The sequence below is a fragment of the Mesorhizobium erdmanii genome, assembly GCF_013170725.1.
Classification (GTDB): Bacteria; Pseudomonadota; Alphaproteobacteria; order Rhizobiales; family Rhizobiaceae; genus Mesorhizobium; species Mesorhizobium erdmanii.
Genome location: NZ_CP033361.1, coordinates 4403976 through 4427600 on the forward strand (window position 1 = coordinate 4403976; position 23625 = coordinate 4427600).

General features: G+C 62.0%; 26 protein-coding genes and 1 tRNA gene. 15 read left to right on the forward strand and 12 right to left on the reverse strand.

What is annotated here, in order from left to right:
* Nucleotides 1-74: 74 nt before the first annotated feature.
* On the forward strand, nt 75-290 hold the full coding sequence (locus EB233_RS21515; protein WP_027051554.1) for a DUF2842 domain-containing protein: 216 nt from the start codon (nt 75-77) through the stop codon (nt 288-290).
* A gap of 17 nt (nt 291-307) precedes the next feature.
* Here the strand turns inward: EB233_RS21515 and EB233_RS21520 are convergent, their stop codons facing one another.
* A complete protein-coding gene (locus tag EB233_RS21520; RefSeq protein ID WP_064991596.1) occupies nt 308-1366 on the reverse strand; it encodes a polysaccharide deacetylase family protein in 1059 nt (352 codons plus the stop codon).
* A gap of 90 nt (nt 1367-1456) precedes the next feature.
* Between EB233_RS21520 and EB233_RS21525 the strand changes: the two genes are divergently transcribed.
* Both EB233_RS21525 and EB233_RS21530 read left to right on the forward strand, forming a co-directional pair.
* A complete protein-coding gene (locus tag EB233_RS21525) occupies nt 1457-2686 on the forward strand; it encodes a GNAT family N-acetyltransferase (protein WP_064991597.1) in 1230 nt (409 codons plus the stop codon).
* Between the two features lie 21 nt (nt 2687-2707).
* Nucleotides 2708-3544 carry a GNAT family N-acetyltransferase gene (locus tag EB233_RS21530; protein WP_064991598.1) on the forward strand — a complete coding sequence of 279 codons (837 nt, stop codon included), beginning with the start codon at nt 2708-2710 and terminating at the stop codon, nt 3542-3544.
* A gap of 28 nt (nt 3545-3572) precedes the next feature.
* On the opposite strand, the gene EB233_RS21535 is transcribed toward EB233_RS21530, so the two are convergent.
* The gene (locus EB233_RS21535) at nt 3573-5882 is read right to left on the reverse strand and encodes a GumC family protein (RefSeq protein ID WP_064991599.1); all 2310 of its coding nucleotides are present in this window, start codon (nt 5880-5882) and stop codon (nt 3573-3575) included.
* A gap of 255 nt (nt 5883-6137) precedes the next feature.
* Here EB233_RS21535 and EB233_RS21540 point away from each other — a divergent pair, with 255 nt between their 5' ends.
* The 6 genes from EB233_RS21540 to EB233_RS21565 all read left to right on the forward strand — a co-directional run bounded on the left by EB233_RS21540 (nt 6138) and on the right by EB233_RS21565 (nt 11994).
* Nucleotides 6138-6701: a polysaccharide biosynthesis/export family protein gene (locus EB233_RS21540; RefSeq protein ID WP_027051543.1), complete on the forward strand. Its 564-nt coding sequence runs from the start codon at nt 6138-6140 to the stop codon at nt 6699-6701.
* Between the two features lie 10 nt (nt 6702-6711).
* Complete coding sequence (locus EB233_RS21545) at nt 6712-7842, forward strand: glycosyltransferase family 4 protein (protein ID WP_064991600.1); 1131 nt, start codon at nt 6712-6714, stop codon at nt 7840-7842.
* A 90-nt stretch (nt 7843-7932) separates the two neighbouring features.
* Nucleotides 7933-9468, forward strand: coding sequence for an undecaprenyl-phosphate glucose phosphotransferase (locus EB233_RS21550; protein ID WP_064991601.1), 1536 nt, complete (start codon nt 7933-7935; stop codon nt 9466-9468).
* Entirely contained in the window at nt 9465-10733 is a 1269-nt protein-coding gene (locus tag EB233_RS21555; protein ID WP_064991602.1) for an O-antigen ligase family protein, read from the forward strand. The genes EB233_RS21550 and EB233_RS21555 overlap by 4 nt, the downstream gene beginning before the upstream one ends.
* A gap of 56 nt (nt 10734-10789) precedes the next feature.
* A tRNA-Pro gene (locus EB233_RS21560) sits at nt 10790-10866 on the forward strand.
* A 594-nt stretch (nt 10867-11460) separates the two neighbouring features.
* Nucleotides 11461-11994: a DUF1036 domain-containing protein gene (locus EB233_RS21565; protein ID WP_064991604.1), complete on the forward strand. Its 534-nt coding sequence runs from the start codon at nt 11461-11463 to the stop codon at nt 11992-11994.
* Between the two features lie 429 nt (nt 11995-12423).
* Here EB233_RS21565 and EB233_RS21570 read toward each other — a convergent pair whose 3' ends face one another.
* Together EB233_RS21570 and EB233_RS21575 are read right to left on the reverse strand one after the other, a co-directional pair.
* On the reverse strand, nt 12424-12882 hold the full coding sequence (locus tag EB233_RS21570) for a YbaK/EbsC family protein (RefSeq protein ID WP_064991605.1): 459 nt from the start codon (nt 12880-12882) through the stop codon (nt 12424-12426).
* A 181-nt stretch (nt 12883-13063) separates the two neighbouring features.
* The gene (locus EB233_RS21575) at nt 13064-13348 is read right to left on the reverse strand and encodes a helix-turn-helix domain-containing protein (protein ID WP_064991606.1); all 285 of its coding nucleotides are present in this window, start codon (nt 13346-13348) and stop codon (nt 13064-13066) included.
* A gap of 281 nt (nt 13349-13629) precedes the next feature.
* Here EB233_RS21575 and EB233_RS21580 point away from each other — a divergent pair, with 281 nt between their 5' ends.
* Nucleotides 13630-14244 carry a hypothetical protein gene (locus EB233_RS21580; protein ID WP_064991607.1) on the forward strand — a complete coding sequence of 205 codons (615 nt, stop codon included), beginning with the start codon at nt 13630-13632 and terminating at the stop codon, nt 14242-14244.
* Between the two features lie 208 nt (nt 14245-14452).
* On the opposite strand, the gene EB233_RS21585 is transcribed toward EB233_RS21580, so the two are convergent.
* Nucleotides 14453-14869, reverse strand: coding sequence for a hypothetical protein (locus tag EB233_RS21585; protein ID WP_064991608.1), 417 nt, complete (start codon nt 14867-14869; stop codon nt 14453-14455).
* Nucleotides 14870-14877: 8 nt separating this feature from the next.
* Between EB233_RS21585 and EB233_RS21590 the strand changes: the two genes are divergently transcribed.
* Both EB233_RS21590 and EB233_RS21595 read left to right on the forward strand, forming a co-directional pair.
* Nucleotides 14878-15846, forward strand: a complete 969-nt coding sequence (locus EB233_RS21590) for an ATP-grasp fold amidoligase family protein (protein WP_064991609.1) — start codon at nt 14878-14880, stop codon at nt 15844-15846.
* A 181-nt stretch (nt 15847-16027) separates the two neighbouring features.
* Nucleotides 16028-16306: a hypothetical protein gene (locus EB233_RS21595; protein WP_064991678.1), complete on the forward strand. Its 279-nt coding sequence runs from the start codon at nt 16028-16030 to the stop codon at nt 16304-16306.
* Nucleotides 16307-16401: 95 nt separating this feature from the next.
* On the opposite strand, the gene EB233_RS21600 is transcribed toward EB233_RS21595, so the two are convergent.
* The 7 genes from EB233_RS21600 to EB233_RS21630 form a co-directional block, all read right to left on the reverse strand.
* Nucleotides 16402-16704 carry a hypothetical protein gene (locus EB233_RS21600; protein WP_064991679.1) on the reverse strand — a complete coding sequence of 101 codons (303 nt, stop codon included), beginning with the start codon at nt 16702-16704 and terminating at the stop codon, nt 16402-16404.
* Between the two features lie 104 nt (nt 16705-16808).
* Nucleotides 16809-17348 (reverse strand): MerR family transcriptional regulator, encoded by a 540-nt coding sequence (locus EB233_RS21605; protein ID WP_027051532.1) that lies wholly within the window; start codon nt 17346-17348, stop codon nt 16809-16811.
* A 211-nt stretch (nt 17349-17559) separates the two neighbouring features.
* Nucleotides 17560-17883 carry an integration host factor subunit alpha gene (locus tag EB233_RS21610; protein ID WP_010915609.1) on the reverse strand — a complete coding sequence of 108 codons (324 nt, stop codon included), beginning with the start codon at nt 17881-17883 and terminating at the stop codon, nt 17560-17562.
* 101 nt (nt 17884-17984) lie between these two features.
* Nucleotides 17985-18956 carry a beta-ketoacyl-ACP synthase III gene (locus EB233_RS21615; RefSeq protein WP_064991610.1) on the reverse strand — a complete coding sequence of 324 codons (972 nt, stop codon included), beginning with the start codon at nt 18954-18956 and terminating at the stop codon, nt 17985-17987.
* Nucleotides 18957-18965: 9 nt separating this feature from the next.
* Nucleotides 18966-20036, reverse strand: a complete 1071-nt coding sequence (plsX, locus tag EB233_RS21620) for a phosphate acyltransferase PlsX (RefSeq protein WP_064991611.1) — start codon at nt 20034-20036, stop codon at nt 18966-18968.
* A gap of 113 nt (nt 20037-20149) precedes the next feature.
* Nucleotides 20150-20698, reverse strand: a complete 549-nt coding sequence (locus tag EB233_RS21625; RefSeq protein ID WP_064991612.1) for a YceD family protein — start codon at nt 20696-20698, stop codon at nt 20150-20152.
* Nucleotides 20699-20713: 15 nt separating this feature from the next.
* Nucleotides 20714-21259: a ubiquinol-cytochrome C chaperone family protein gene (locus EB233_RS21630; protein WP_064991613.1), complete on the reverse strand. Its 546-nt coding sequence runs from the start codon at nt 21257-21259 to the stop codon at nt 20714-20716.
* A 114-nt stretch (nt 21260-21373) separates the two neighbouring features.
* On the opposite strand from EB233_RS21630, the gene EB233_RS21635 reads away from it, so the two are divergent.
* From EB233_RS21635 to EB233_RS21645, 3 genes are all read left to right on the forward strand, one after another.
* A complete protein-coding gene (locus tag EB233_RS21635; protein WP_064991614.1) occupies nt 21374-21889 on the forward strand; it encodes an outer membrane protein assembly factor BamE in 516 nt (171 codons plus the stop codon).
* A gap of 84 nt (nt 21890-21973) precedes the next feature.
* Nucleotides 21974-22591: a dTDP-4-dehydrorhamnose 3,5-epimerase family protein gene (locus tag EB233_RS21640; RefSeq protein WP_246298415.1), complete on the forward strand. Its 618-nt coding sequence runs from the start codon at nt 21974-21976 to the stop codon at nt 22589-22591.
* On the forward strand, nt 22521-23594 hold the full coding sequence (locus EB233_RS21645) for a glycosyltransferase family 2 protein (RefSeq protein WP_244277803.1): 1074 nt from the start codon (nt 22521-22523) through the stop codon (nt 23592-23594). The genes EB233_RS21640 and EB233_RS21645 overlap by 71 nt, the downstream gene beginning before the upstream one ends.
* Nucleotides 23595-23625 lie beyond the last annotated feature (31 nt).

Consider the following 23625-nt stretch of genomic DNA (forward strand, 5'->3'; position numbering starts at 1 on the left):
CCGTCGCGCCTGATGTCGCGGGTTGCGCCACTCTTGCGTTCAGCCTAAGCGATAGCGATCAACGAGGCCAAGCCATGCCCATTCGCCTGAAGAAGCTGATCGGAATGTTCCTGCTGGTGGCACTGGTCATCATCTATGCGCTGATCGCATCGATCTTCGCCGTCGCCCGGCTGTCGGAATCGGGTGCGCTGGTGCAATTCCTGTTCTTCCTGTTCAGCGGTCTGCTCTGGGTGCTGCCAGCGATGGGGATCATCAAATGGCTGATGCTGGAGCCGCGGGCGAAGCGCTGAGCCCTGCCAATAATTTGTCAGACGGTGACGACCATCTTGCCGGCATTGGCGAGCGGCGTCGTCACGCCCGACAGCATGGTGCGGATGTGGGCGAGGTTCTGGTAGCGGCCATTGACTGAAATGCGCGGCAAGGCGTGCAGGAAGCCGGCATGTTCGGCGCGCAGGACACCGTGGCGCGTGGTCACGGCGGAGACATAGCCGGCGTCACGGGCAAAGCCGACCTCGCGGCAGCCGACGGCGCTCGCATAGCCATAGGGGTAGGCGAAATGGCGCGGCTCCAGGCCAAGCTCGGCCCGCAACTTATCCTTTACGGCGCCAATCTCGTGCCGCGCATCGTCTTCGGAGAGCCGCTTCAGATTGCTGTGGTTGATCGTATGGGCGCCGATCGTCACCAGCGGATGCGCCGCGACGGTGCGGATCTCATCCCAGTTCATCAGGGCCCGTAAACGCGATGCGTCCGCGTCGACGCCATTTGAACTGGCCAGCTCGCGCAGCACGGTCCGCAAATCCTCCTCACGAACCTCGGTGGCGAGGTAGGCATGCAGCCGAGCTATGGCCTGGTGTTTCCTGGCGGGGGTCGCGCAATCGATCACCGCCGAACCATTCGAAGTCGCCAGGGTCAGGCGATTGGAGGCATTGACGATGTCCTCGGCCACGTCCCACCACAGATCGGCAGTGCCGTCGATCAGCCCCGGCGCGACATAGATGGTGATCGGCGCGCCGTGCCTTTCCAGCACCGGCAAGGCCTCGGTCATGTTGTCGCGATAGGCATCATCGGCGGTGATGGTGGCGAACCGGCCGCCCTTGCCGCCTGCCTTGATGCGCTGCACAGCCTCGTCCATCGAGACGAAGGCATAGCCGTCCGCCTTCATGCCGGCGATCACCGCGTCGAGGAAACTGGGCGCGATGTTGAGGTGGCGGTTGACGCTGTCAGGCTTTTCCGGTGTCGCCGTCACGCGGTGCAGCATCAAGATGGCGCCGATACCGCCGACAAACGGCCTGGCCAGCGGTGCGAGGCCGGTATAGCGGGCGACGTTGAGCGCCAGTTTCCGGATTGCCTCCCCACCGTCGATCATTCATTCACCTTTTGCGCCTAGGCTGATCCAAGCACGGAATACGCCTGAGCGCCCCCCAAATCGGGATCAATACGCCCCAAGGATTGAGGTATGGTTGACGCAATGGCGTCATTTGACGGCAATCGGCTGACGGCGACCGAGGCTTCCCCGCGCGCGCTGCCGAAGGACGCCGCGGGGCCGTCGATTTCCATTACCGCCGCAGAGGGACTCGCGGCCTATGCAAGGTTCTGCGGCTCGGCGCTTAGCGCGCCGGCGCAGGGCGCGACATGGATCCTGAACTGGGCCGCCGAGGTCAAGCCCGATCTCCTCGTGGCGACGCTGGCACTCGAAAGCAAACCGGTCTTCGCCCTGGCATTGGAGGTTGTAAGCCGCGGCCCGTTCCGGGTCGCCCGCTTCATCGGCGGCCGCCACGCCAACGGCAATTTCGCCGCGGCCGATCCGCAATGGCTGGCCAAAGCCGACATCACGGCCGTCCGCTCGATGTTTGCGGCGATCGCCAAGGCCCGCCCCGACGTCGATCTTATCGCGCTGGAACGGCTGCTGCCCGATCTCGATGGCATCGCCAATCCTCTTGCGTCGATCGATCATTTCGCCAGCCCCAATCTTTCGCTGGCCGTCGACCTTGCGGGTGGCTTCGATGCATTGCTGCTGCGCGCCAGCGGCAAACGCAAACGCAAGAAACATCGTTCGCAGATGCGCAAGTTCGAGGCTGTCGGCAGCCATAGGCGCATCGAGGCGCGCAGCGGGGACGAGGTGGAGAGATTGCTCGACGCGTTCTTCGAGATGAAGGAACAGCGCTTTCGCAAGATGGGCATCGCCAACGTCTTCGGCGACGACAAGACACGCGCTTTCTTCCGGAGGCTGTTCACGCAAGCCCTGACCGAGGATAAGCCTTCTTTCGTGCTGCATGGCCTGGAGGTTGCCGGCAAGCTACGCGCCATCACCGGGTCGAGCCGTTGCGGCAAACGCCTGATCTGCGAGTTCGGAGCAATTGCCGAGGACGATCTCGCACACAGCAGTCCCGGCGATTTCCTGTTCTTCGACAACATCCAGGAAGCCTGCGAAACGGGTTTTGCTGTCTATGATTTCTCCGTCGGTGACGAGCCTTACAAGCGGCAGTGGTGCGATATCGAAACCCGGCATTTCGAAGTGCTGGTCCCGCTGACGCTGAAGGGCCGCGCGCTGGCGCAGACGCTTCGCCAGGGCGCGCGGCTGAAGGCCTTGGTCAAGAACAGCCCGACCATCTGGAAGCTGACCAAGATGCTGCGCCGCAAGGCAGCCGGACGGGCCGCGCCCGCGACTGTCGAGGACGACAGTTAAGCTCGCCTTGAAATGAACCCCATGAATCGAACCATCCGCACGCTGTCGCTGGGGGAATTGGCTGTCCTCATCGACTGGGCGGAGGGCGAGGGCTGGAAGCCCGGTCTTGACGATGCGGCGATGTTCCAGGCAGCGGATCCCGAAGGGTTCATCGGGGCCTTTGTCGACAACGAAATGGTGGCTGCGATCTCGGCGGTGGCCTATGGGCATGATTTCGGCTTCATCGGTCTCTACATCTGCCGTCCGGACATGCGCGGCAAGGGCCATGGCAAGGCGGTCTGGGCCGCGGGCATGAACAGGCTGGCCGGGCGGACCATCGGACTCGATGGCGTCGAAGAGCAGCAAGCCAACTACCGGAGCAAGGGGTTCGAGCCGGTCTACGAGACCATCCGCTACAGCGGGCGCCCCGTGGCTCTGCACGTTGGCGCCGAGCAGTCTCGCTTGGTAACCGCGCAGATGATGTCCGATATCATCAGCTATGACGCGGATTGCTTTCCCGCACCCCGGCGCTCTTTCCTGCAGCAATGGCTGCAGCCGCCTCACCGTGCCCTGGCAGCGCTCACGTCTCGGGGAATGGCCGGATATGCGGTGGCGCGCCCTTGCCGCAGCGGCTTCAAGGTCGGGCCGCTCTTCGCCGACGACGTCCAGACAGCTCTCGAATTGCTCGCGGAGTTGGCGAGCGCCTGCGATGGTGGCGACCTTCACATCGATGTCCCCGCCACCCAGGTGGTTTTCATCGCGGCGCTCGAGGCGGCGGGTTTCGCACCGACCTTCAGCACCACCCGCATGTACAAAGGGCCGCCGCCAAAGCTCGATGGCAAGAGGGCATTCGGCGTGACGACGCTGGAGCTGGGATAGGCCGAGCGCGCTGCCGGACAGCGACCTGTCAGGCCGCCGAGCGCCGCCCCGGGGTGCCCGGCGGCTCGTGGCCAAGCGGCGTCACCAGTGTCAGGTCGGGATAGCCGCTCTCGATCAGCTTGACCGCGGCCCGCGTCACCTCATCGTCCGGCTCCAGCATGGACAGGAACACCTCGGTGGCATCGCCACCCAGGCGGCTGATGCCTTGCGCGTCGGCCGGCCCGCATTCAACCACGACAAGGTCATAGGCGGTGGTCAGCGACTGCATGATGATCGGCAGCCGGTCGGCGGCGCGCATGGCCCGAACCGGATCGGCGGTGCCGACGGGAATGACGTGGCAGTCGGAATAGAGATCGGCATGGATCACGTCGCTGAACTGCGCCTGGGAAGCGAGCAGATCGGTGATTCCGGGGAAAAGCCCGCTGTCCAGCATCGGCCGCGAAGCAGCACCCGAGGCCGTGAGGTCGAGCAGCAGCACACGCAGGCCGGCGTCGGACACCTCGCGCGCCACCAGGATCGCCGAGGCGGCGGCATCGTCGCCCTCGGGCGAAACGAATATGGCGCGGGCGGCCCCGCTGGCGATCAGTTTTTCCGCGGCATTCTCAATGTCGATCTCGCCAAGCACCGAGCGCGGGCGCTGAACCTCTGCGGTGGGCTCCGGCTCGGGAATCGGGACGGCTTCCGCGACAGGCTCAGTCTTGGCCGCAGGCTCGGGCTCGGGCTCGGCAACCGACTCGGACGCGGCTACCGGCCGCGGCTGCACTGCCATGTCCGGCTCCGGCACAGTTTCAGGCCAGAGCTCTTCGGCGGGACGATTGGCGGATGTGATGGCGACAGCCGGATCCAGGCGGGCGGATGGCACGAGGGCGGCAACCGGCTCCTGGCGGGCAGCTGGCGGCATTGCCACTTCGTCGATCGGCGCAAAACGGGCGCCCGGTGCCGGGCGCATGGCGCGGCCCGAGAACAGCTCCTTGAGCAGCGTGAAGATAGCCGCCAGCAGAAGCGAAGCCGCGGCTGCCGCGCCAACGATCGGCCCAACCTTGGGGAAGTACGGCTCGGAGGGCACCGAAGCCGGTGATGAGACACGGGCGTCGACCGGCACATAGTTGCGGTCCTGACGCGAAGCTGCCTCGCGGTAGTTGGTCAGATAGAGTTCGAGCTGCTGGCGCTTGGCGGCGGCATCGCGCTGCAGCGCATCAAGACCGACCTGCTGTTCGCCGGCCTGCGCCGAAGCCGCCTTCAGTTGATTGACGTCGGCGACGAGCTGGCTTTCGCGCGCCTTGGCGGCATCGGCCTGCATCACCAGGCCCTTCATGACCTTCTGGGCTTCGCTGCGGATCTGCGCGTCGAGATCGGCCAACTGCGATTTCGCGGCGCGAACGCGCGGATGGTTGTCGAGCATAGTCGTCGACAGGTCGGCGATAGTGGCGCGCAACTCGACCTGCCGCTCCCGCAAACGCTGGATCAGATCGGACGACAGCACTTCCGGCAGCGAATCCAGCGAGCCGCCATTCTGCAGCGCCTTGCGCACGCTGTCGGCGGTGCCTTCGGCCGCGGCGCGGTTGGCCCGCACCCGCGACAATTCGGTCGACAGCTCGGCCAGCTGCTGGGTCGCCAGGGTGGAATTGTTGCCGCCGATCAGCAGGTCGGACTGGGCGCGGTAGGCCGCGACCTTGGCCTCGGCATCCCTGACCTGCTTTGACAGGTCGGCGATCTCGGGCGCCAGGAAGTCCGCGGCGGCGGTGTTCGATTCGCTCTTGGCCGCGCCCTGCCCGGCAATATAGGCGGCGGCGATGGCATCGGGTATGGCGGCGGCGAGCTTGGGATCCTCGGAAGAGAACTCGATGGCGATGATGCGGGTCTTTTCAACGCCAAAGACGTTGAGCTTCTCGCGCATCTTCTTCAACACGCGTTCGTCGGCCGGAACATCCATCGGGTCGTTCTTCAGCCCAAGCAGGATCAGCACGCGGCTCAGCGACGACATGTTGATCGTTTCGTCGAACTCGCGCAGCCGCGCCAGGCCGAGTTTCTGCGCAACCTGCTTGAGAATCTCGTTGGACGAAATGATCTGGACCTGGGTGGCGACGCCTTGCTCGTCGAGGATCGGCTTGTCACCGTCATTGTTGCTGCCGGCCGGACGCGTGTAGACGGATTCGCGCGGGGCGATTTCCACCTGCGTCTGGGCCTTGTAATGCTTGGTCGCGAACGAAGCGAACGCAAACGCCAGAGCCGTCACCACCAGAACGAAGAGCACTATGCGTAGCCAATTCCTCCCCAGGCTGGCGAAGAGCTGCCTGAGGTCGACGTCGACATCTGCGGCCGCGGACTGAACGGACATGCATCCCTACTCCGAAACTGGGTCAAATGCACCGTAAACAACTATGGTAACTCAGCCGTTAAGATCGCGGTAATACTCCGTTAGGGATTACTGCCGCCGTCCAAGAAAAACGATAAAAACAACAAAACCACCGCTGCGAGCAGCCGTATCGGCCGGCTCCTTTACCGGCCATTAACCCTAACAGGATGATAACGAACCCGATCCCAGATGTTTGCTGCGACGCCGCAGCGGCCAGTCGAAGGTACGTGTCCGGTCATGAAAAGCACTGCTTCCCTCTTTCGCGCTCTGCTTGCCGTATCGATGCTTGCCGGCTGCTCCAGCTACCGGCCGACGCCGGCGGCCTTCCACGAGGTCCTCGACCAGCCTTATCGTCTTGGCGCCGGCGACCGTGTCCGCGTCACCGTGTTCGAGCAGGACGGCCTGACCAACACCTATAGTGTCGACCAGTCCGGCTATCTCTCCTTCCCGCTGGTCGGTGCCATACCGGCGCGCGGCCACACCGCGCAGCAGATGGAAAAGGAAATCGCCGACAAATTGCGGCAAGGCTATCTGCGCGACCCCGACGTCTCGGTGGAGATCGATCGCTACCGGCCGATCTTCGTCATGGGCGAAGTGGGTGCCGCCGGCCAGTATTCCTACGTGCCCGGCCTGACCGTGCAGAAGGCCATCGCCATTGCCGGCGGCTTCTCGCCACGCGCCAACCAGGAAAGCGTCGACATCACCCGCGACATCAACGGCAAGGTGATGACCGGCCGCGTGGTCACCTCGGACCCGCTGCTGCCCGGAGATACCGTCTACGTCCGCGAACGCCTGTTCTGACAGACACCACGTGGCGGACACTCTGAGGATCGTCCACTGCTTTCGCTCACCCGTCGGAGGAATTTTCCGGCATGTGCGCGACCTGACGGAAGCGCAGGTTGCTGCCGGTCACGTGGTCGGCATCGTTTGCGATTCGACCACCGGCGGCGAATTCGAGGAACGCCTGTTCGAGCAGATGAAGGACATGCTGGCGCTCGGTATCCATCGCACGCCGATGCAGCGCCATGTCGGCCCGGGCGACCTCGCCTCAGCCCGGCGCACCTACCGGATCATCAAGGAATTGCGGCCGGACGTGCTGCACGGGCACGGCGCCAAGGGTGGTGCCTATGCCCGTCTGTTCGGCTCATTGTTGCGGGTATCAAGGTCTCGCGTAGCCCGCCTCTATTCGCCGCATGGCGGCTCTCTCCACTACGACGAAACAACAGCCACGGGGAAGCTGTTCTTCGCGCTGGAGCGCTCCATGGCGTACTTCACCGACTGCCTGCTGTTCGTCTCGGACTACGAACGGCGGACGTATCGCCGGAAGGTGGGCGAGCCGCCGATCCCCAACACTCTGGTCTACAATGGACTACGCGCCACCGAATTCGAGCCGGCCATCATGGGACCCGATGCGGCGGACCTGCTCTACATCGGCATGATGCGGGACCTCAAAGGTCCCGACATCTTCATCGATGCCATGGCCGTGGCCGGCCCTAAACTCGGCCGCGCGCTTACGGCGGTCATGGTTGGCGACGGCGATGACCTGCCGCGCTACCACGCGCAGGTGAAGCGCCTGGGGCTTCAGGCTCATATCCGCTTCCTGCCGCCGATGCCGGCCAGGGAGGCCTTCGCGCTGGGTGATCTGGTGGTTGTCCCGTCCCGCGCGGAGGCCATGCCCTATATCGTGCTGGAGACACTTGCCGCGGCAAGGCCGATGATCGCCACCGCCGTCGGCGGCATACCGGAGATTTTCGCTGCCGGCTCCCCTGCCCTGATCCGCCCCGATCCGGCCGAACTCGCCGAAAAGATAAGCGAGGCGCTGACCGACCTTACCGCCTATGGCAAGCTGATGCCCGACGGCGCTGACCTCAGGGCGCGCTTCGGCGCCGACGTCATGGCCGCCGAAATCGAGAAGGCCTATTTCGCCGCGCTCGACCGGTAACGCCCCAAGCCTTTCCAAAGCCAAGCGTTGTTTCAAGGGTTTCTTAGCTCTCTTTTGCTAATCACCCAGGGGAAGCTTGCGGATTGCTCCATGAACGAGATCGACCCCGCGCGCCGCTTTTCTCCGGAAGCAGTGCGTAAATTCGACGGCCCGACGGATGGCGATGCGTCCGGCGGCATGAACGATGTCGCCCGGCAGGTCGCCACCCAGTACCGGCGCGATACGATGTCGCCGATCATGGTCAGCGGCGTGCTGCGCATGGTCGAATTCGGGCTGCTGCTTGTGTCGGGGCTCTGCGTCTATTTCTACTACGTCGGCTTCTTCAACTATCTCGCATGGCAATATCCGGTGACGATCGCCGCAGCGTCGTTCCTCGCCGTGGTGCTGCTCGATGTCACCGACTGCTACCAGGTCGTCTCGCTGATGCGGCCGATCGCCAATTTCGGCCGCATCCTGCTGGCCTGGGCCGGAGCCTTCGCGTTGATGGCGTTGACGGCCTTCGCCATGAAGATGTCGGAAGACTATTCGCGACTCCTGTTCGGAACCTGGTTCGTCGTCGGCTTCGTTCTCCTCTTCGGCCTCAGGCTGGTGATGTCGAGACTGATCCGGCGCTGGGCGCGCGACGGACGCATGGAGCGGCGCGCCGTTATCGTCGGCGGCGGCAAGGCGGCTGAAATCCTCATCCGTTCGGTCGAAAAGCAGCCCTACAACGACATCCGCATCTGCGGCATCTTCGATGATCGCGGCGACAAGCGCTCGCCGCCGATCGTTGCCGGCTATCCCAAGCTCGGTACCATTTCTGAACTGATCGAGTTTGCCCGCATCGCGCGCATCGACATGCTGATCGTGTCGCTGCCGCTGACCGCCGAAGCACGGGTGCTGCAACTGTTGAAGAAGCTGTGGGTATTGCCGGTAGATATCCGGCTTTCGGCGCATTCGAACGCCCTGCAATTCCGCCCGCGTGCCTATTCCTTCATCGGCTCGGTGCCGATGCTGGACATCTTCGACAAGCCGATCAACGACTGGGATTCGGTCGCCAAGCGCGCCTTCGACATCATTTTCTCGCTGATCGGCATTATCGTCTTTTCGCCGGTGATGCTGGCGACCGCGATCGCCATCAAGCTCGACAGCAAGGGACCGGTGCTGTTCAAGCAGAAGCGGCACGGCTTCAACAACGAGATCATCGAGGTCTACAAGTTCCGCTCGATGTACACCGACCGGTCGGATCCGACCGCCAAGCAGACGGTGACCAAGAACGATCCGCGCGTCACCCGCGTCGGTCGCTTCATCCGCAAGACCTCGATCGACGAACTGCCGCAGTTCGTGAATTCGCTGCTGGGCTCCCTGTCGCTGATCGGCCCGCGCCCGCATGCGATTGCCGCGCAGTCGCACAACCTTCTCTATAATGAGGTGGTCGACGGCTATTTCGCACGCCACAAGGTCAAGCCCGGCGTTACCGGCTGGGCGCAGATCAACGGCTGGCGCGGCGAGATGGACACCAACGAGAAGATCCGTATGCGGACCGAATACGACCTCTACTACATCGAGAACTGGTCGCTGCTGTTCGATCTCAGAATCCTGTTCCTGACACCGATCCGGCTGCTCAACACGGAAAACGCCTATTGAGCGCGATTTCCCACGAGTTGCCACCGGGCGCGGTCAACGCCAAGTTGGTCGCGCTGATTTCCTCCGGCGCCGTGGTGGTCGGCATCCTTCTGTCGGGCTTCGTCATCAGCGAGCCGGCGCCCTACGAAATCTACATGGCCGGGCTGATCGCCATCTGGGCCCTCTTCGGCTTGCGGATTTCTCGCGCGGCCGCGCCGCTGCTGGTGCTGCTGGTGACGATGAACATCGGCGGCATGATCTCGATGACGCAGATGGCGGACCTCGCCTTCACCCCGCTCTATCTCTGCGTATCGCTGTTTCTCGCCTTCAGCGCGGTGTTCTTCGCCTCCGTGACAGCCACGCAGCCAAGCCTCTACCGACTGATCTTCAATGCCTATGTCGTCTCGGCGGTGGCAACCTCGCTGCTCGGCATAGCAGGCTATTTCCACGCTTTTCCCGGCGCCGAAATGTTCACCAAATACGACCGCGCCGCCGGCGCCTTCCAGGACCCCAACGTGTTCGGGCCATTCCTCGTGCTGCCCGGCATCTATCTGCTCTATCTGATCCTGACCGGTCCGGTTTCGCGCATGCCGCTGCTGGCGGTGCCACTGCTGATCATCACATCGGGCATCTTCTTCTCCTTCTCGCGCGGCGCCTGGGGCATGTTCGCCGTCTCGGCGGTTCTGCTCACCGGCTGCCTGTTCCTGCAGAGCGCCAGCGGCATGTTCCGGCTGCGCGTGGTGATCATGACCATCGCCGCGCTGTCGCTGCTGGCAATCGCCATCATCGTCATCCTCCAACTGCCCGGTGTGTCGGAGATGTTCTCCAACCGCGCCCATCTCGAACAGAGCTATGACACCGCCCGCCTCGGCCGCTTCGCCCGCTACACGATCGGCTTCCAGATGGCGATGGAGCACCCGTTCGGCATCGGCCCGCTGGTCTTCGGCAAGATGTTCGGCGAAGACACGCACGATATCTGGCTGAAGATGCTGATGGACTATGGCTGGCTCGGCTTCGTGTCGTTCCTGACGCTGGTTGGCTGGACCATCACAGCCGGCTTCCGCATCCTTTTGCGCGACCGGCCGTGGCAGCCCTATCTTCTGTGCGCCTATGTCGCCTTCATCGGCAATATCGGGCTCGGCACCTTCATCGACATCGATCACTGGCGCCACATGTATCTGCTGCTCGGCCTGGTCTGGGGCGCCATCGCGCTTGAATACCGCCATCAGCGGCTGTTGCAGCCGGCTTTGCCGGGCTCATTCACACCAGCCATCGCGGCACGATAATAGTCGCGGAAATCAGTTGACCCGCACCGGGTTATCAAGATACATCGCGACCGGTCCGGAGTGTAGCGCAGCCCGGTAGCGCACTTGACTGGGGGTCAAGGGGTCGTCGGTTCGAATCCGGCCACTCCGACCAATAATTCCTTGAAATCCCCAGCCTATTTGCCGAGGTGCCTTCTGGCGCCTTTTGCAATTTCGGAACGAAAGGCGTCCAAATCGCCCGCTCCGCAACGCAGAGTCCCGAAAAGTCCCGAAGTATGCAGCGGATGTTCTCCGTTCGTGCGGGTGATTCTGCATAAACCCCGGTCCGCGGGCGGGAGGCTTGGCCATGCCCGCCGACATGTCCGTTTGCAAGCGGCTCATGGAGGCGACCCATGCCGGTTAGACGACGCGCATTGAAGGCCAGGCCAGACGAGGCGAAAGCCTGTATGATGTTTATGCAAAGCGGGCACGACTTTTTGACGAGCTTGTCGGCGCTGGTGTTGTTGAGGATCGGCGTCACGTTCCGCTCGATCAGGCCGAAGCAGCATGGAGGCGGATCGGCAACGACGTTTTGGCCTACATGGAGGAGTTTTATAGAGGCTATCACCCGCCAGAGCGGCCGATTTGGGCCGAGCGTGAGTTTGGGCCGCCTGGCAAGGTCAAGCGTCGGGTAGGCCACACGGCATCTTGACTCTCGGCTAATATAGCGGAAGCGTATATAATAATTCGCTCCTGATGGGGTGCCGTGATGTCCGCCTCTGCGAAATCGGTCGTGCTAGCTTTCCTCGCGGCAACGTGTGCAGGGCGAGCCGAAGCGGCGATCAAAATCTGCAACAACTTTTCCCAGACTGTTTACTTTGCGATGGCATACGCCCAGCCCGGCTATGATGAGTCATACGTTTCGCGAGGTTGGCTTCGGTTGTCTCCAAATGGGGGCTGCGACCAATTCGATAGCGCACTCCATTTGACTGTGTTCTGGTACTACGCAGAAACTAACGAATACAAAGTGAGTAAGCATCTTAAGAATAAGAATACGTGGGGATCTGTTCGACCAGACAAGCAGTTTTGGATTGCCACGAACTCCTTTAATTTCATCAACAATCTCAATGAGAATCCGTCGAATCCAGGCGACCCTGGTGCAAAACAGGTCGGCTTTACACGTTCCGTTGAATCGAAGGATTCCGAACTTGATGAGACGCTGACTATCGAGGCTAACGGAACCGACGTCACGCAGAGTTTCAGCAACAGCACCAACCCCGAAGCCAACACCAACACTAAATAGGCTCGGTCCGTGGCTTACCTGCCGATGTCAACCGCACAAAAAAGCCGCTCAAACGAATCCCTGACGGTGGCGCCCCGTTCGCCCTTTACACCAGGACTGGCTTCTGATGGCAGTTCTTTCTAAATCAACCCACCTCTTGTAATGTACCCGCAAGTGTTTTGAATCAAATCCTGACTGTGTCGTCCAATTTATAAAAAAGAATCCGTTCCCAGACCTCCCAGTGATTTGTTTCTGTCGTGCTCAAAGAGAATTTCTATTTTGGCAACTGACAGGGACAATTTCAGCATCGAGCTCTTGATAGTAATATTAACCGAAGGGGAATGTTCTCCAATAACGATCGGCGGTCAAGGGATCGGTAAATCCAGCATGGCCAAAACGGCCACTTGAACCTCAGGCTTCCAATCCCATCTCATCGTCAGTGAGAGTTTCCTACTGGCACACATCCACCCATTCCGCGCTAGTAAGCTCGACCATACGCTGCGGCGCAATCCGCACCGCCGCGTTGGTGGCGCCGGCGGCTGGCACCACCTCGTCGAACTCGCGCAGCGACACGTCGCAATAGACCGGCAGCGGTGCCGGCAGCCCGAACGGGCAGACGCCGCCGACAGGGTGGCTCGTGGCGGCGACAACCTCCTCCGCATCCAGCATGCGCGGCTTGCCAGCGAACTGGTCCTTGAACTTGCGGTTGTCCAGCCTGGCGATGCCGCTGGTCACCACCAGCATGGTGCGCTCGCCGACGCGCAGGCAGATGGTCTTGGCAATCTGCGCCGGCAGGACGCCGTGCGCCTCCGCCGCCAGCGTCACCGTCGCCGAACTCGCTTCGGTGACGATGACATCGATATCGGGTGCGTTTGCGGCGAAGAAGGCGCGAACGGATTCCAGGCTCATATTGAAAACCACCGTTAAAAGCCGATGCGCGGCAGGTGCGATCAGCGCGAATTCGGATGCCGCAGGTATAACACGTGCGATTTTCAGATCGGCAAGCGCATCTTGTGTCAGAACGCTCTGGCTTCAACAAGAAACCCGCCAGGCGGGCCTTGGCGGGTTCTCTTGCATGGCTGTTGCTGGTCTATGCCAGGGGTCGGCCTTGTGCGGCCGGTGTCGGCGCGGCGGAAGCGACGAGAGCCTCTTGGGGCATGCGAAGCGCGGACGCAATACGGCGCAGCTTCGACGGATCGGCCGCCCGGCCGCTCTCGATATCCTCGATCTCGCCGACCGAGAGGCCACAGGTCAGGGAAAGCTCTTCCACGCTGTATCCGCGGGTTTCCCGCATTGCTCTGAGGGTGGTGTAATCCGGCCCGATCTCATTGGCTAACGGTTCGGAGAGGGCATGATTTTTTGCATTGTTGGGCATTGGCAACTCCGGTGGCTGAAAGAGATTGATCAAAATGGAGTGTTGCCTGAGACGAGCACGAACATGCCCGCTCGCCGCCGATTTGCCAAGAGTCAAAGGCTGTCACGCTATCGTGAACCTCCGGCCTGCGACGCTGTTTCACGAATATCGGCGCCATCAAGTTCTTTTGAACATCCCGGCACCTTTTTGCTCGAAGGTTTCAACCCACCTGTTCGTTGTTTCGATGTGCCGGCGTGAAACCATCCGGTTTCAGCCGGCCCGTTCCCAGAAGGATCCCTGCAATGAACTTCAAGACATTCATGGTCGTGCTTGGCACGGTCTCCAGCCTTTCCATCGCCGTTACCGGCAGCGCCCAGGCGGCGGACGCGCTGCGGGTGCGCGGCACGGTGGTCAGTTTCGAGCCGTCGCTGCTCACCGTCAAAACCCGCCAGGGTGATACCTCCGCGATCAAGCTCAATACCGGCTGGAAGATTTCCGGCGTTGCCAGCGCCTCCGAGAAAGACATCAAACAGGGCGATTTCCTCGGCATCGCCTCGGTCTCGAAAGCCGATGGCGGCAGCGGCGCCCTGGAAGTGGTGATTTTCCCAGCCGCCTTGAAAGGCACCGGCGAGGGCGACCGTCCCTGGGACCTGCAGCCGAACAGCCGCATGACCAACGGCACCGTGGCCGACGTCACCAACATTAACGGGCGAGCCGTGACGCTGACCTACGATAACGGCCAGACCAAGAAGATTTCGATCCCGGACAACACGCCCGTCGTGACCTTCGCCCCGGCCACGCCGACCGATCTCAAGCCGGGCGCGACAGTCTTTGTAAACGCTCAACGCGAGGCTGACGGGACGCTGAGTTCGGGCCGTGTCGTGGTGGGGAACAAAGGCGTGATCCCGCCAATGTAGCCAAAACAGGCGACAAGAGCCGGCTTTCTGGTCCTCGTGATAACGATGTCGGGAGGTCGGCCCCTCGGAAACAGTTCAGAAACAAAATTCTACAATCGGGAAATACTGACGAAAAAAATCGGGAGCGTAATTCCATGCGCGGCGGTCGGGCTATAGACCCGATTCATATATCTGCCGGCGAAACAAAAGGAAACGATCCATGAAGAAGTCAGTCCTCTCGGCTCTTGGGCTTGCAGTTGCACTCGCTTTCACGGCGCCGGTGATCGGTGCGACGAGCGCGGATGCGGCCATGATGGCAAAGCATCACCGCCACCATCATCGCCACCACCATCACCACCGCCATCATCATCACCACCACATGAAGATGATGAAGAAGGCCTGATACCAGACTGCCAACGAGAAGACCGGCCTTGGCTTCTTGTTCAAGGCTGGCCTTCTCCTGGTGACGCAATGCCCGACAGGAACCGGGCCCGTCGCATTTCAGCTGGCCATCCTTTTGGCCCAGGATTTTCAGCGTCGCTACCGTGACCAGGCAAGCCTTTCTCGCCGAGCGAAATCGCGATACGGCATGGAATGTTGCCGACCGGTAGGCTGCATCCGGATCAGGCTTCGCGAACAGGGCCATATACCCCGATGACGGCCAAGGCCGATATTTCCTGGACGGACCGCGCCATTCTGTCGGTCGCCCGATTGTGGCTTACACTTCGCCACCCTGCCCTTGTCGTGCGATTTTTCATGAAGCTTGGCTATCTGCCCAATCCGGCAGCGCCCGCGCGCTACCATGAGATGTTGCTCTGGCGGAAGCTTGTCGACCGCAACCCGCTGTTCGTGACGCTGACCGACAAGCTGGCGGCCAAGGCTTATATCCACGACGCCTGCCCCGAGATCGCCGGGCCCGAGACGCTTTGGCGTGGACAGGATGCCGCCGACATTCCCGCGGACTTGCTGGCCGGCGCCGTCATGGTCAAGGCAAACCATGGCAGCGCGATGAACATATTCGTCCGCGACGGCGAACCGGATCACGCCGCCATCATGCGCAAGGCGAACCGCTGGCTAAGGAAACGCTATGGGCGGCGCGATGGCGAATGGGCCTATTGGCCTGTCGTGCCGACTGTTTTCGTGGAAGAGCGGCTGACACTCAGCGGCGGCACGATCGCTACCGACATCAAGGTTCATGTCTGCAGCGGGGTGATATCCCATGTCTGGGTGGAGGATAAGCACGCCGAGCGTTCGCTGCTGTTCGACAGGCAAGCCACTCCATTGCCAGGCCGGGATCCGGACTATCCACGCGAGGATCAGGCCCTGCCGGTCAATGCGCGGCTCATCGACCATGTTCGCCAGGCGATCTCGATGGCGCCGGGCATCGCCGGCGACCTCGACTATATCCGCATCGACTTCCTGGTCACCGACGGCAGTCTTTATGCCGGCGAAATCACCGCCTACTCGGCCGCCGGCTACGGCACATGGACGAATCCGGTGATCGCGGAGGAAATCGAACGGCTTTGGCGGATCGATCAATCCGCCTTCCTGCGCCGGCAGCACAAGGGGGCTGTGCGCCTCTATGCCGACGCGCTTCGAGCCAGATGCCGGAGCCGCAACTGATATAGCTACATCGAGCAAACACCGCGCCAGTGGCGAGTTGCGCCACGCATTTTTTGTGCAAACATCGCATGAACCTTTCCTTCGAGGGCGGCACTAAGCCTGCATGGACGCCAGCAAGGCGATCCCCAACCAGACGGACGCCGGCAAGGCGATCCTCACTCGAAAAAGTAGGAAACGCTCAATGACCAACATCTCGACCTTCAAGCGCCTCTCGTTCGCCGCCGCCCTCGCCATTTCGGCGCTCGGCTCGGTTTCGATGACGAATTCGGCTTTCGCCAACGGCACGCACCCCACCGGCGATGGTGGCGCGGTTTGCAAGGGCGCAGGTCACTGTCTGGTGCTTTCGATCGAGTGCAAGGGCACCTACACCGACGCCACCGACAAGAATGGCACGGTCTATGGCAAATGCAGCCAGACCGCGCAGGTTTCGCCGCAGGCCAAGATCAAGCTGGCGAAGTAACTACCTGACAGCAACGAGGATGGCGACGCGCCGTTCGGGAAGCGGCCATCATTTTCTTGTCCGAGTTCGCAGTCCGCTGAACCGACGTTTTGCTCTCAGCGCCGGCTGAACAGCAGGCTGGCGACCAGACCGAGTACGACAAGGCCAACGGTGGCGGCCGCCGCCGGGTGATCACGGGCGGATTTCTCAATCACCCTGCCCCGCTTGCGAATAGCCGGCATCGCATCCCGCAGACGTCCGGCAAGATCCGAATATGTGTCGAGCGCGGCATCGCGGCCATCTTCATAGTAAGCGCCACCGCGCTTCGACACCGCCTTGCGCAACGCCGCAAGTTCCCTCGAGAGGGCCGCGACCTGCTTTTCGAGGTCGATGTCCGAAAGGGTCGAAAATGATGCCATCATGCGTTTCCTTGTCTTGCAGAATGAAAGTCTTGCAGAAGGAAACGTAACGCCTCACGCCAAGGGCGGTTCCGGTCTTGGCTTCAAAGCGACTCGTGCGGCGGTCAGCGCACCTGGTCAAGCAGGCGCTTGCATTCCAGGAGATCGAACAGCGCCTCCTGCAACAGGGCGCGATTGTCGCGCGAGAGTCTCGAGGCGTCCGGCGGAACCGGACCTTCCTCGTCGCTCTTGCCGAGGCCGAAAAAGCGGCGGCTGGGCTTGACCCTTGGCTGGCCAACCAGTTCATCGTCGCCGCCGCGCGGCTGCGCCGCCGGCGTCAGCGGCACCTGGTCGGCCTGCTTTCGCTGCGAGATCGCCTCGACGGCGGCCATGTCGCCATTGCCGATTGCGACCAGGAAATGATTGCCGTTTTCGCGCAGCAGCTTCTGCACGCCCTTGATGGTGTAGCCCTGGTCGTAGAGCATGTGGCGGATGCCCTTGATCAGTTCGACATCCTGCGGCCGGTAATAGCGACGGCCGCCGCCGCGCTTCATCGGCTTGATCTGGTTGAAGCGTGTCTCCCAGAAGCGCAGCACATGCTGCGGCAGGTCGAGATCTTCAGCGACCTCGCTGATGGTGCGGAAGGCGTCAGGGCTCTTGTCCATGGGCGAAATCCTCACGCTGGAGCGTGATCCGGAACGGTGTTCGGCGAGATCAGGCTTCTATTAAGAGAAGCTCATTCCTTTGCGCGGAATGAATCATGCGCGAAACACCAATCCGGCCATGCTGCCGAATCGGGCCTTATTTCAGCGGTTTGTGAAGCAATATTCAAGCCCGGCGTTATGGCGGGGCCGGTTTTCAACCGTACAATGGAGGCTATTTGCCGCCCTTGGCCTTGCTGTTCTGATGAGAACGCAGGATGCGATTCTTCAGCACGTTCGATGACTTGAAGGTCATCACCCGGCGCGGCAGGATCGGCACCTCTTCGCCGGTCTTGGGATTGCGCCCGATGCGCTCATTCTTGGATCGGACATGGAATGTCGCGAAGGACGACAGCTTGACCGTTTCGCCGCGGACGATGGCTTCGCAGATTTCGTCCAGGACGGCTTCGACGAGCTCGGCGGATTCAGTGCGCGACAGGCCGACCTTCCGATAGACGGCCTCCGCAAGGTCGGCGCGCGTAAGTGTCTTTCCCCCCATGCGACCGTCCCATCAGTTCAAACATATAATCGGCACAACAACGGCTGAGCCTAAGTAATTGATCCGTCAAGGTCAAGGACCGAAACCGGACCGTTCGGCACTTACCAGCGAACCAGAACCGCACCCCAGGTGAAGCCGCCGCCCATCGCTTCCAGAAGGACGAGGTCGCCCTTCTTGACGCGGCCGTCGGCGACGGCCACCGAAAGCGCCAGCGGCACGGACGCAGCAGAGGTGTTACCGTGCAAATCGACCGTAACCACCACCTTTTGTTCGGCAATCCCGAGCTTCTTGGCGGAAGCGTCAATAATACGTTTATTGGCCTGGTGCGGCACGAACCAGTCGAGATCATCCGCCGATATGCCGGCGGCCGAGAAGGTCGCCTCGATGACATCGGTGATCATGCCGACCGCATGCTTGAAGACTTCGCGGCCTTCCATCCTGAGATGGCCGACCGTTCCCGTCGTCGACGGTCCGCCATCGACGAAAAGCTTGTCCTTGTGCGCGCCGTCCGACCGCAGGCTGGCTGCCAGGACGCCACGGTCGGCAATCGTGCCGGCCCCCTCGCCTGCTTCCATGACGAGTGCCCCGGCGCCGTCGCCGAACAGGACGCAGGTCGAGCGGTCGTTCCAGTCGAGGATGCGCGAGAATGTTTCCGAGCCGATCACCAGCACGCGTTTGGCCAGGCCGCCCCTGATATAGAGGTCGGCCGTCGTCACCGCATAGACAAAGCCCGAGCACACCGCCTGCATATCGAAGGCAAAGCCATGATGCATGCCGAGCCTGTTCTGGATCTCGACCGCGGTGGCCGGGAACGTGTTGTTGGGCGTCGACGTCGCCAGCACGATCAGGTCGATATCGTCCGGCGTCAGCCCCGCATCGGCGAGGGCGGCGCGAGCTGCGGCCTCCCCCAGCGATGCCGTCGTCTCGTCGTCGGCCGCGATATGACGCTGTCGAATGCCGGTGCGCTGGGCGATCCACTCGTCCGAGGTTTCGACCATGCCCTCGAAATCGGCATTCTTCATGATGCGGCGGGGCAGCGCGGCGCCCGTGCCGCGCACGACTGATCTGATCAAAGCTCTTTCCTATTCCTTTGCGTCGCTGACGACGTCGGATTTCCTCGGTGTCTGGGCATGCGGATTGCGCGCATGAAACAGGTCCAGATCGGCCTCGATACGGTCGAGCAGATTGTTGCGCACCATGTCGTAGCCCAATTCAATCGCTGCGGCGAAACCATCCGAATCAGCGCCGCCATGGCTTTTGACCACGATACCGCTCAGCCCCAGGAAGACGCCGCCGTTGGAGCGGCCGACATCCATCTTTTCGCGCAACCGATTAAAGGCCCCCTTGGCGAAGACATAGCCGATCCTGGCCATCAGGGTGCGGCTCATCGCGGCGCGCAGATAACCCGCGATCTGGCGGGCGGTGCCTTCCGCCGTCTTCAGCGCGATGTTGCCGGCGAAGCCTTCCGTCACCACCACATCGACCGTGCCTTTGCCGATATCGTCACCCTCGACGAAGCCGTGATAGTTCATCGAGGCCATGTTGGCTTCGCGCAGGATGCGCCCCGCTTCCTTGACCTCTTCCTGGCCCTTGATCTCTTCGACGCCGACGTTGAGCAGTCCGACACTGGGCCGTGAAATTCCAAAGACCGAACGCGCCATGCCAGTGCCCAGAATGGCGAAATCGATGAGCTGTTGGGCGTCCGCGCCTATGGTGGCGCCGACGTCGAGCACCACGCTTTCGCCGCGCGTCGTCGGCCAGAGGGCGGCGATCGCCGGGCGATCGATGGTGGCCATGGTGCGCAGGCAGAATTTCGACATCGCCATCAAGGCACCGGTGTTGCCGGCCGAGATGCAGGCGTCGGCCGCTCCCGACTTCACGGCTTCAATCGCCTTCCACATCGACGACTTCCAGCGGCCATGGCGCAACGCCTGGCTCGGCTTGTCGTCCATCCTTACCGCGACCTCGCAGTGGAAGAACTCGCTCACCTCGGCCAGTTTGGGAAACTTGGCCAGTTGGGGGCGCACCAGTTCCTCACGCCCGTAGATGACGAATCGAATGTCGGGACGGCGGGTGGCGACCGTCATGAGCGCCGGAATGACCACGGCTGGTCCGTGATCGCCGCCCATGGCATCGATGGAAATCCTGATCACGCGGTATTCATCTCACAGTTAGGCGGCAGGTCGCTTTAGTGATCGCGAAGGTTGGGCGAAAATAGCGGTTTTGGCTTTTCACACAACCGACTTTTCCGTCTCGGGCGAGGTTTTCAGGATTTTCCCAGCAAGGATCGCAGTTTTTTCTGAAATTCATTCTCAGCCGGTTCTGTTTCGCGGCCGGCGTCCAGCGAAGCGCCCGACTTGCGTGGATAAGGGTCGATCGCCAATCCGAAGAACTGTTCGGCGAGGGCCCCGACATCGATGGTGTCGCCGGAGAATGTTTCGGGGCTGTCGGGACCGTCCGCATCGAGCAGGATCTCGCCGCCGCCTTCGAATCCCTGCCGCCCAAGCTTGGAGTCCTCGGGCAACAGCAGCGCCTCGACCGGCTCGTCGATATGCGCCGCGACGGGCTCGAGCGTGACGATGCAGGCCTGCGTGATATCGGCTTCGACGCGGCCGCTGACCTTCACGCCATTGCGCTTCCAGGAGGCCACGAGGAGTTCGGCGCGATAGGCTTCGACCGACAGCAGGCCATGTTCCTGCGCGAGCGCGGCGCGCTGGGCGGCGTCGGCCTCGATCACCACGGGCAGGCCCTTCTGCGGCAGCCGGGCGACATTCGCAAGAAAGGAAACCGGGCTGTGCGGATCAGCATGCTTCATCGATCAGCCTCCTCATCAATCGACCTCTTTGGCGAGCGGAAACGCCACGGTGCCGGCAACAATTGATTCGGTCGGCTGCGCGGCCAGCTGCCGGCTGGCATCGGCGACGTAGTCGGCCAATTGCGGCGCCTCCGGCCAGGTGCCGGCATCCGGCCGGACATTGCGGGCTAGAGCCGTGGTCAGCCCATCGCGATCGTCTCTTTCCAGCGCGTCATCATAGGCGGCGGTGCGCCCGTAGAACATCTTCGCCAGCTTCTTCATGCGCTTGGGCACGCCGACATCACCAATGCCCAGTTCCCGCAGGGAATGATCGACGTCGAGGAAGAACTCGTCGATCAGCACCTGGGCGACCTCCTGCGCCACGCCGTCTTCGCCGCGCAAGCGATGCTGAAACAGGAACATATGTAGCGAAAGCATCTCGAAACGGCCGAGCGGCGTGTCCGGAACATTCCAGTGGGAATAAAACACAGTCTGCCGCGCCGCCGCCACGATTTGTGCGTACAGCGCGTCGGTGATGGCGCGGTTGGCGTGGCGTTCGCGACCAAAAAGGCGCTGGAACATGGGGATGGTCTCCGGGGACCGTTTGTTGAATTGGCCTTGTTGCATCGGCAAGCAAGCTGGTTTACCGGTTTTGCGGCCCAGCGCAAGTTGCGGCGATGTAATGGAGAATTGTTGTTGCGCGCGCTGAATTTCAAGTCTGCCTTCTCGTCCAGGCCCGCTGGCGCGATCTCGCTGTTGCTCGTCGTGTCGGCGCTCTCGGCATGTCATTCCAACAAGATGTTCGGCGACCTCAGTCCGACCGAGACACTCACTCAAGGCTATGTCTACGACCAGCAAGCCGTCGATTCCGTGCCCGTCGGCTCCAGCCGCGAGCAGGTGCTGCTGGCGCTTGGCACGCCGTCGACCACGGCGACTTTCGACAACGAGGCGTTTTATTATATTTCGCAAACGCGCAAGCGCTATGTCGCCTTCGACAAGCCCAGGCTGGTCGACCAGAAGGTTCTCGCGGTCTATTTCGGCGCCGATGGCCGCGTCACCCAGATCGCCAATTACGGCTTGAAGGACGGCAAGATTTTCGACTTCATCTCGCGCACCACGCCGACCGGCGGCAAGGACCAGAACTTCCTCAGCCAGATCATCAACGGCGCCAGCAAGCTGGCGCCCGGCATTCCCGGCGGCGGCACTCCCTGATCATCAGACCCTGCTTCCCCTTCTGGAAAGCAGCAACATCTCAGGCGACCGAAAACCCGTGGGAGCAATCTCACGGGTTTTTGTTTGGCCAAGGCAAGCGCGGCTTGCCAGCAATTGGGCAAGTCCGTATCAAATCCCCGGGCTTTGGGGTTGAGAATGAGCACTGGCGAACGCGTGGCACCAGATGGCTGGATGGCAATGGGGATGCCTGACCGGCAGACTGTAACATCGGATTGGCTTGCCATCGATCCTCCGGCAATCGACGGGGTCAAGGTCAAGGAAATCAGGCCGGTCGCGACGTCCAACGGCTATCTCACCGAGGTTTTCCGGGATGAGTGGGATCTCGATCGACTGCCCGTCGGCCAGGTCTTCCAGCGCACGATGTATCCGGGTGCGGTGACCGGCTGGCATGCACACAAGGTGACGCATGATCGGCTTTTCTGTTGTGTCGGCAGTGTGCGAATATCACTCTATGACGGCCGAAAGGCTTCGCCCAGCTTCGGCACCGTCTGGCACAAGATCGTCGGTGCCTTACGGCCGGCGATCATCGTCATTCCGCCGGGCGTGTGGCATGGCGTGACGGCGCTCGGGCCTGAGATCGCCCTGCTGCTCAATCTTGTTGACAAGGCCTATGCGTACGACGCGCCCGACCATTGGCGCCTGCCGCCGGACACGGATCACATCCCCTATAAACTGGTGTAGCGTGGAGCGACCCGGCCAGTCCGATGCAACTGGGCAGAACGTGCCGCTCGTCTCGGTGGTCATTGCAACCCACAACCGGCCTGCCACCTTGCGGCAAGCACTACGCAGCGTGCTGGACCAGACCCTGCAGGACTTTGAAATTCTGGTGATTGGCGATGCCTGTCGCCCCGACACGGCAGCGGTCATCGCCGAATTTGGCGAGCCGCGCATCGCCTACATCGACCTGCCGGTCAATTTCGGCGAGCAATCCGGCCCCAACAATATCGGCTTTGCCAGGGCACGCGGCCGGTTCGTCGCCTTGCTCAACCACGACGACCTCTGGTTTCCAGACCATCTCGCGGCAATGACCGGCTGGATCGATGCGACGCGTGCCGATGTCGTGATCGCTCGAGGCGCTATCGTCGAACCTCCGTCAGCCAAAGGCCACCCCGTCAAGAGCCTGATCTACGGGGTCGGCAAGGACGGTCTCTATGATCCTGTCATCACGGCTGGATATGGATCAGCACAGATGGCCCGGCGCACATCGCTGGACTGGCTCGGCCCTTGGCGGCCCGCCCGCGAGTGCTTCTGCGAAAGCTCGCAGGATTGGCTCTTTCGGGCGTGGCGAAAGGGAGCCGTGATCGCGACGATGCCTCACCTGACCGTGCTCAGCCTTTTTTCCGGCACGCGCAAGGGCAGCTACACCGAAGACACGGCGACGGAACAAGAGGAACTCGTCAAAGGCACGAAGATGCCGGATGATCTGCGCGTGAAGATTCTCGCCTCGGCGGAGGCGCCGCGGCGCCTGAAAAAATCCAGCTATCTGAAACGCAGGCTTCTCGCCGCCTGCGGCGTCAATCCGCGAGCCAGGGAGTTTCGCCGTAAATACGGGCGGGGCACCTTTGTCGCCAAGTTGCGAGAGATACGCGGCTTGCCGCCCCTGCCCGCGCGAGAACCAGGCCTGGACGAAATGCTCACGCTCTATCGCAGGCGCGGCGACCAGCCTGACGCCGAAAGGATTTGAAGGGGCACCGCCCAACAAAAAACCCGCGGGA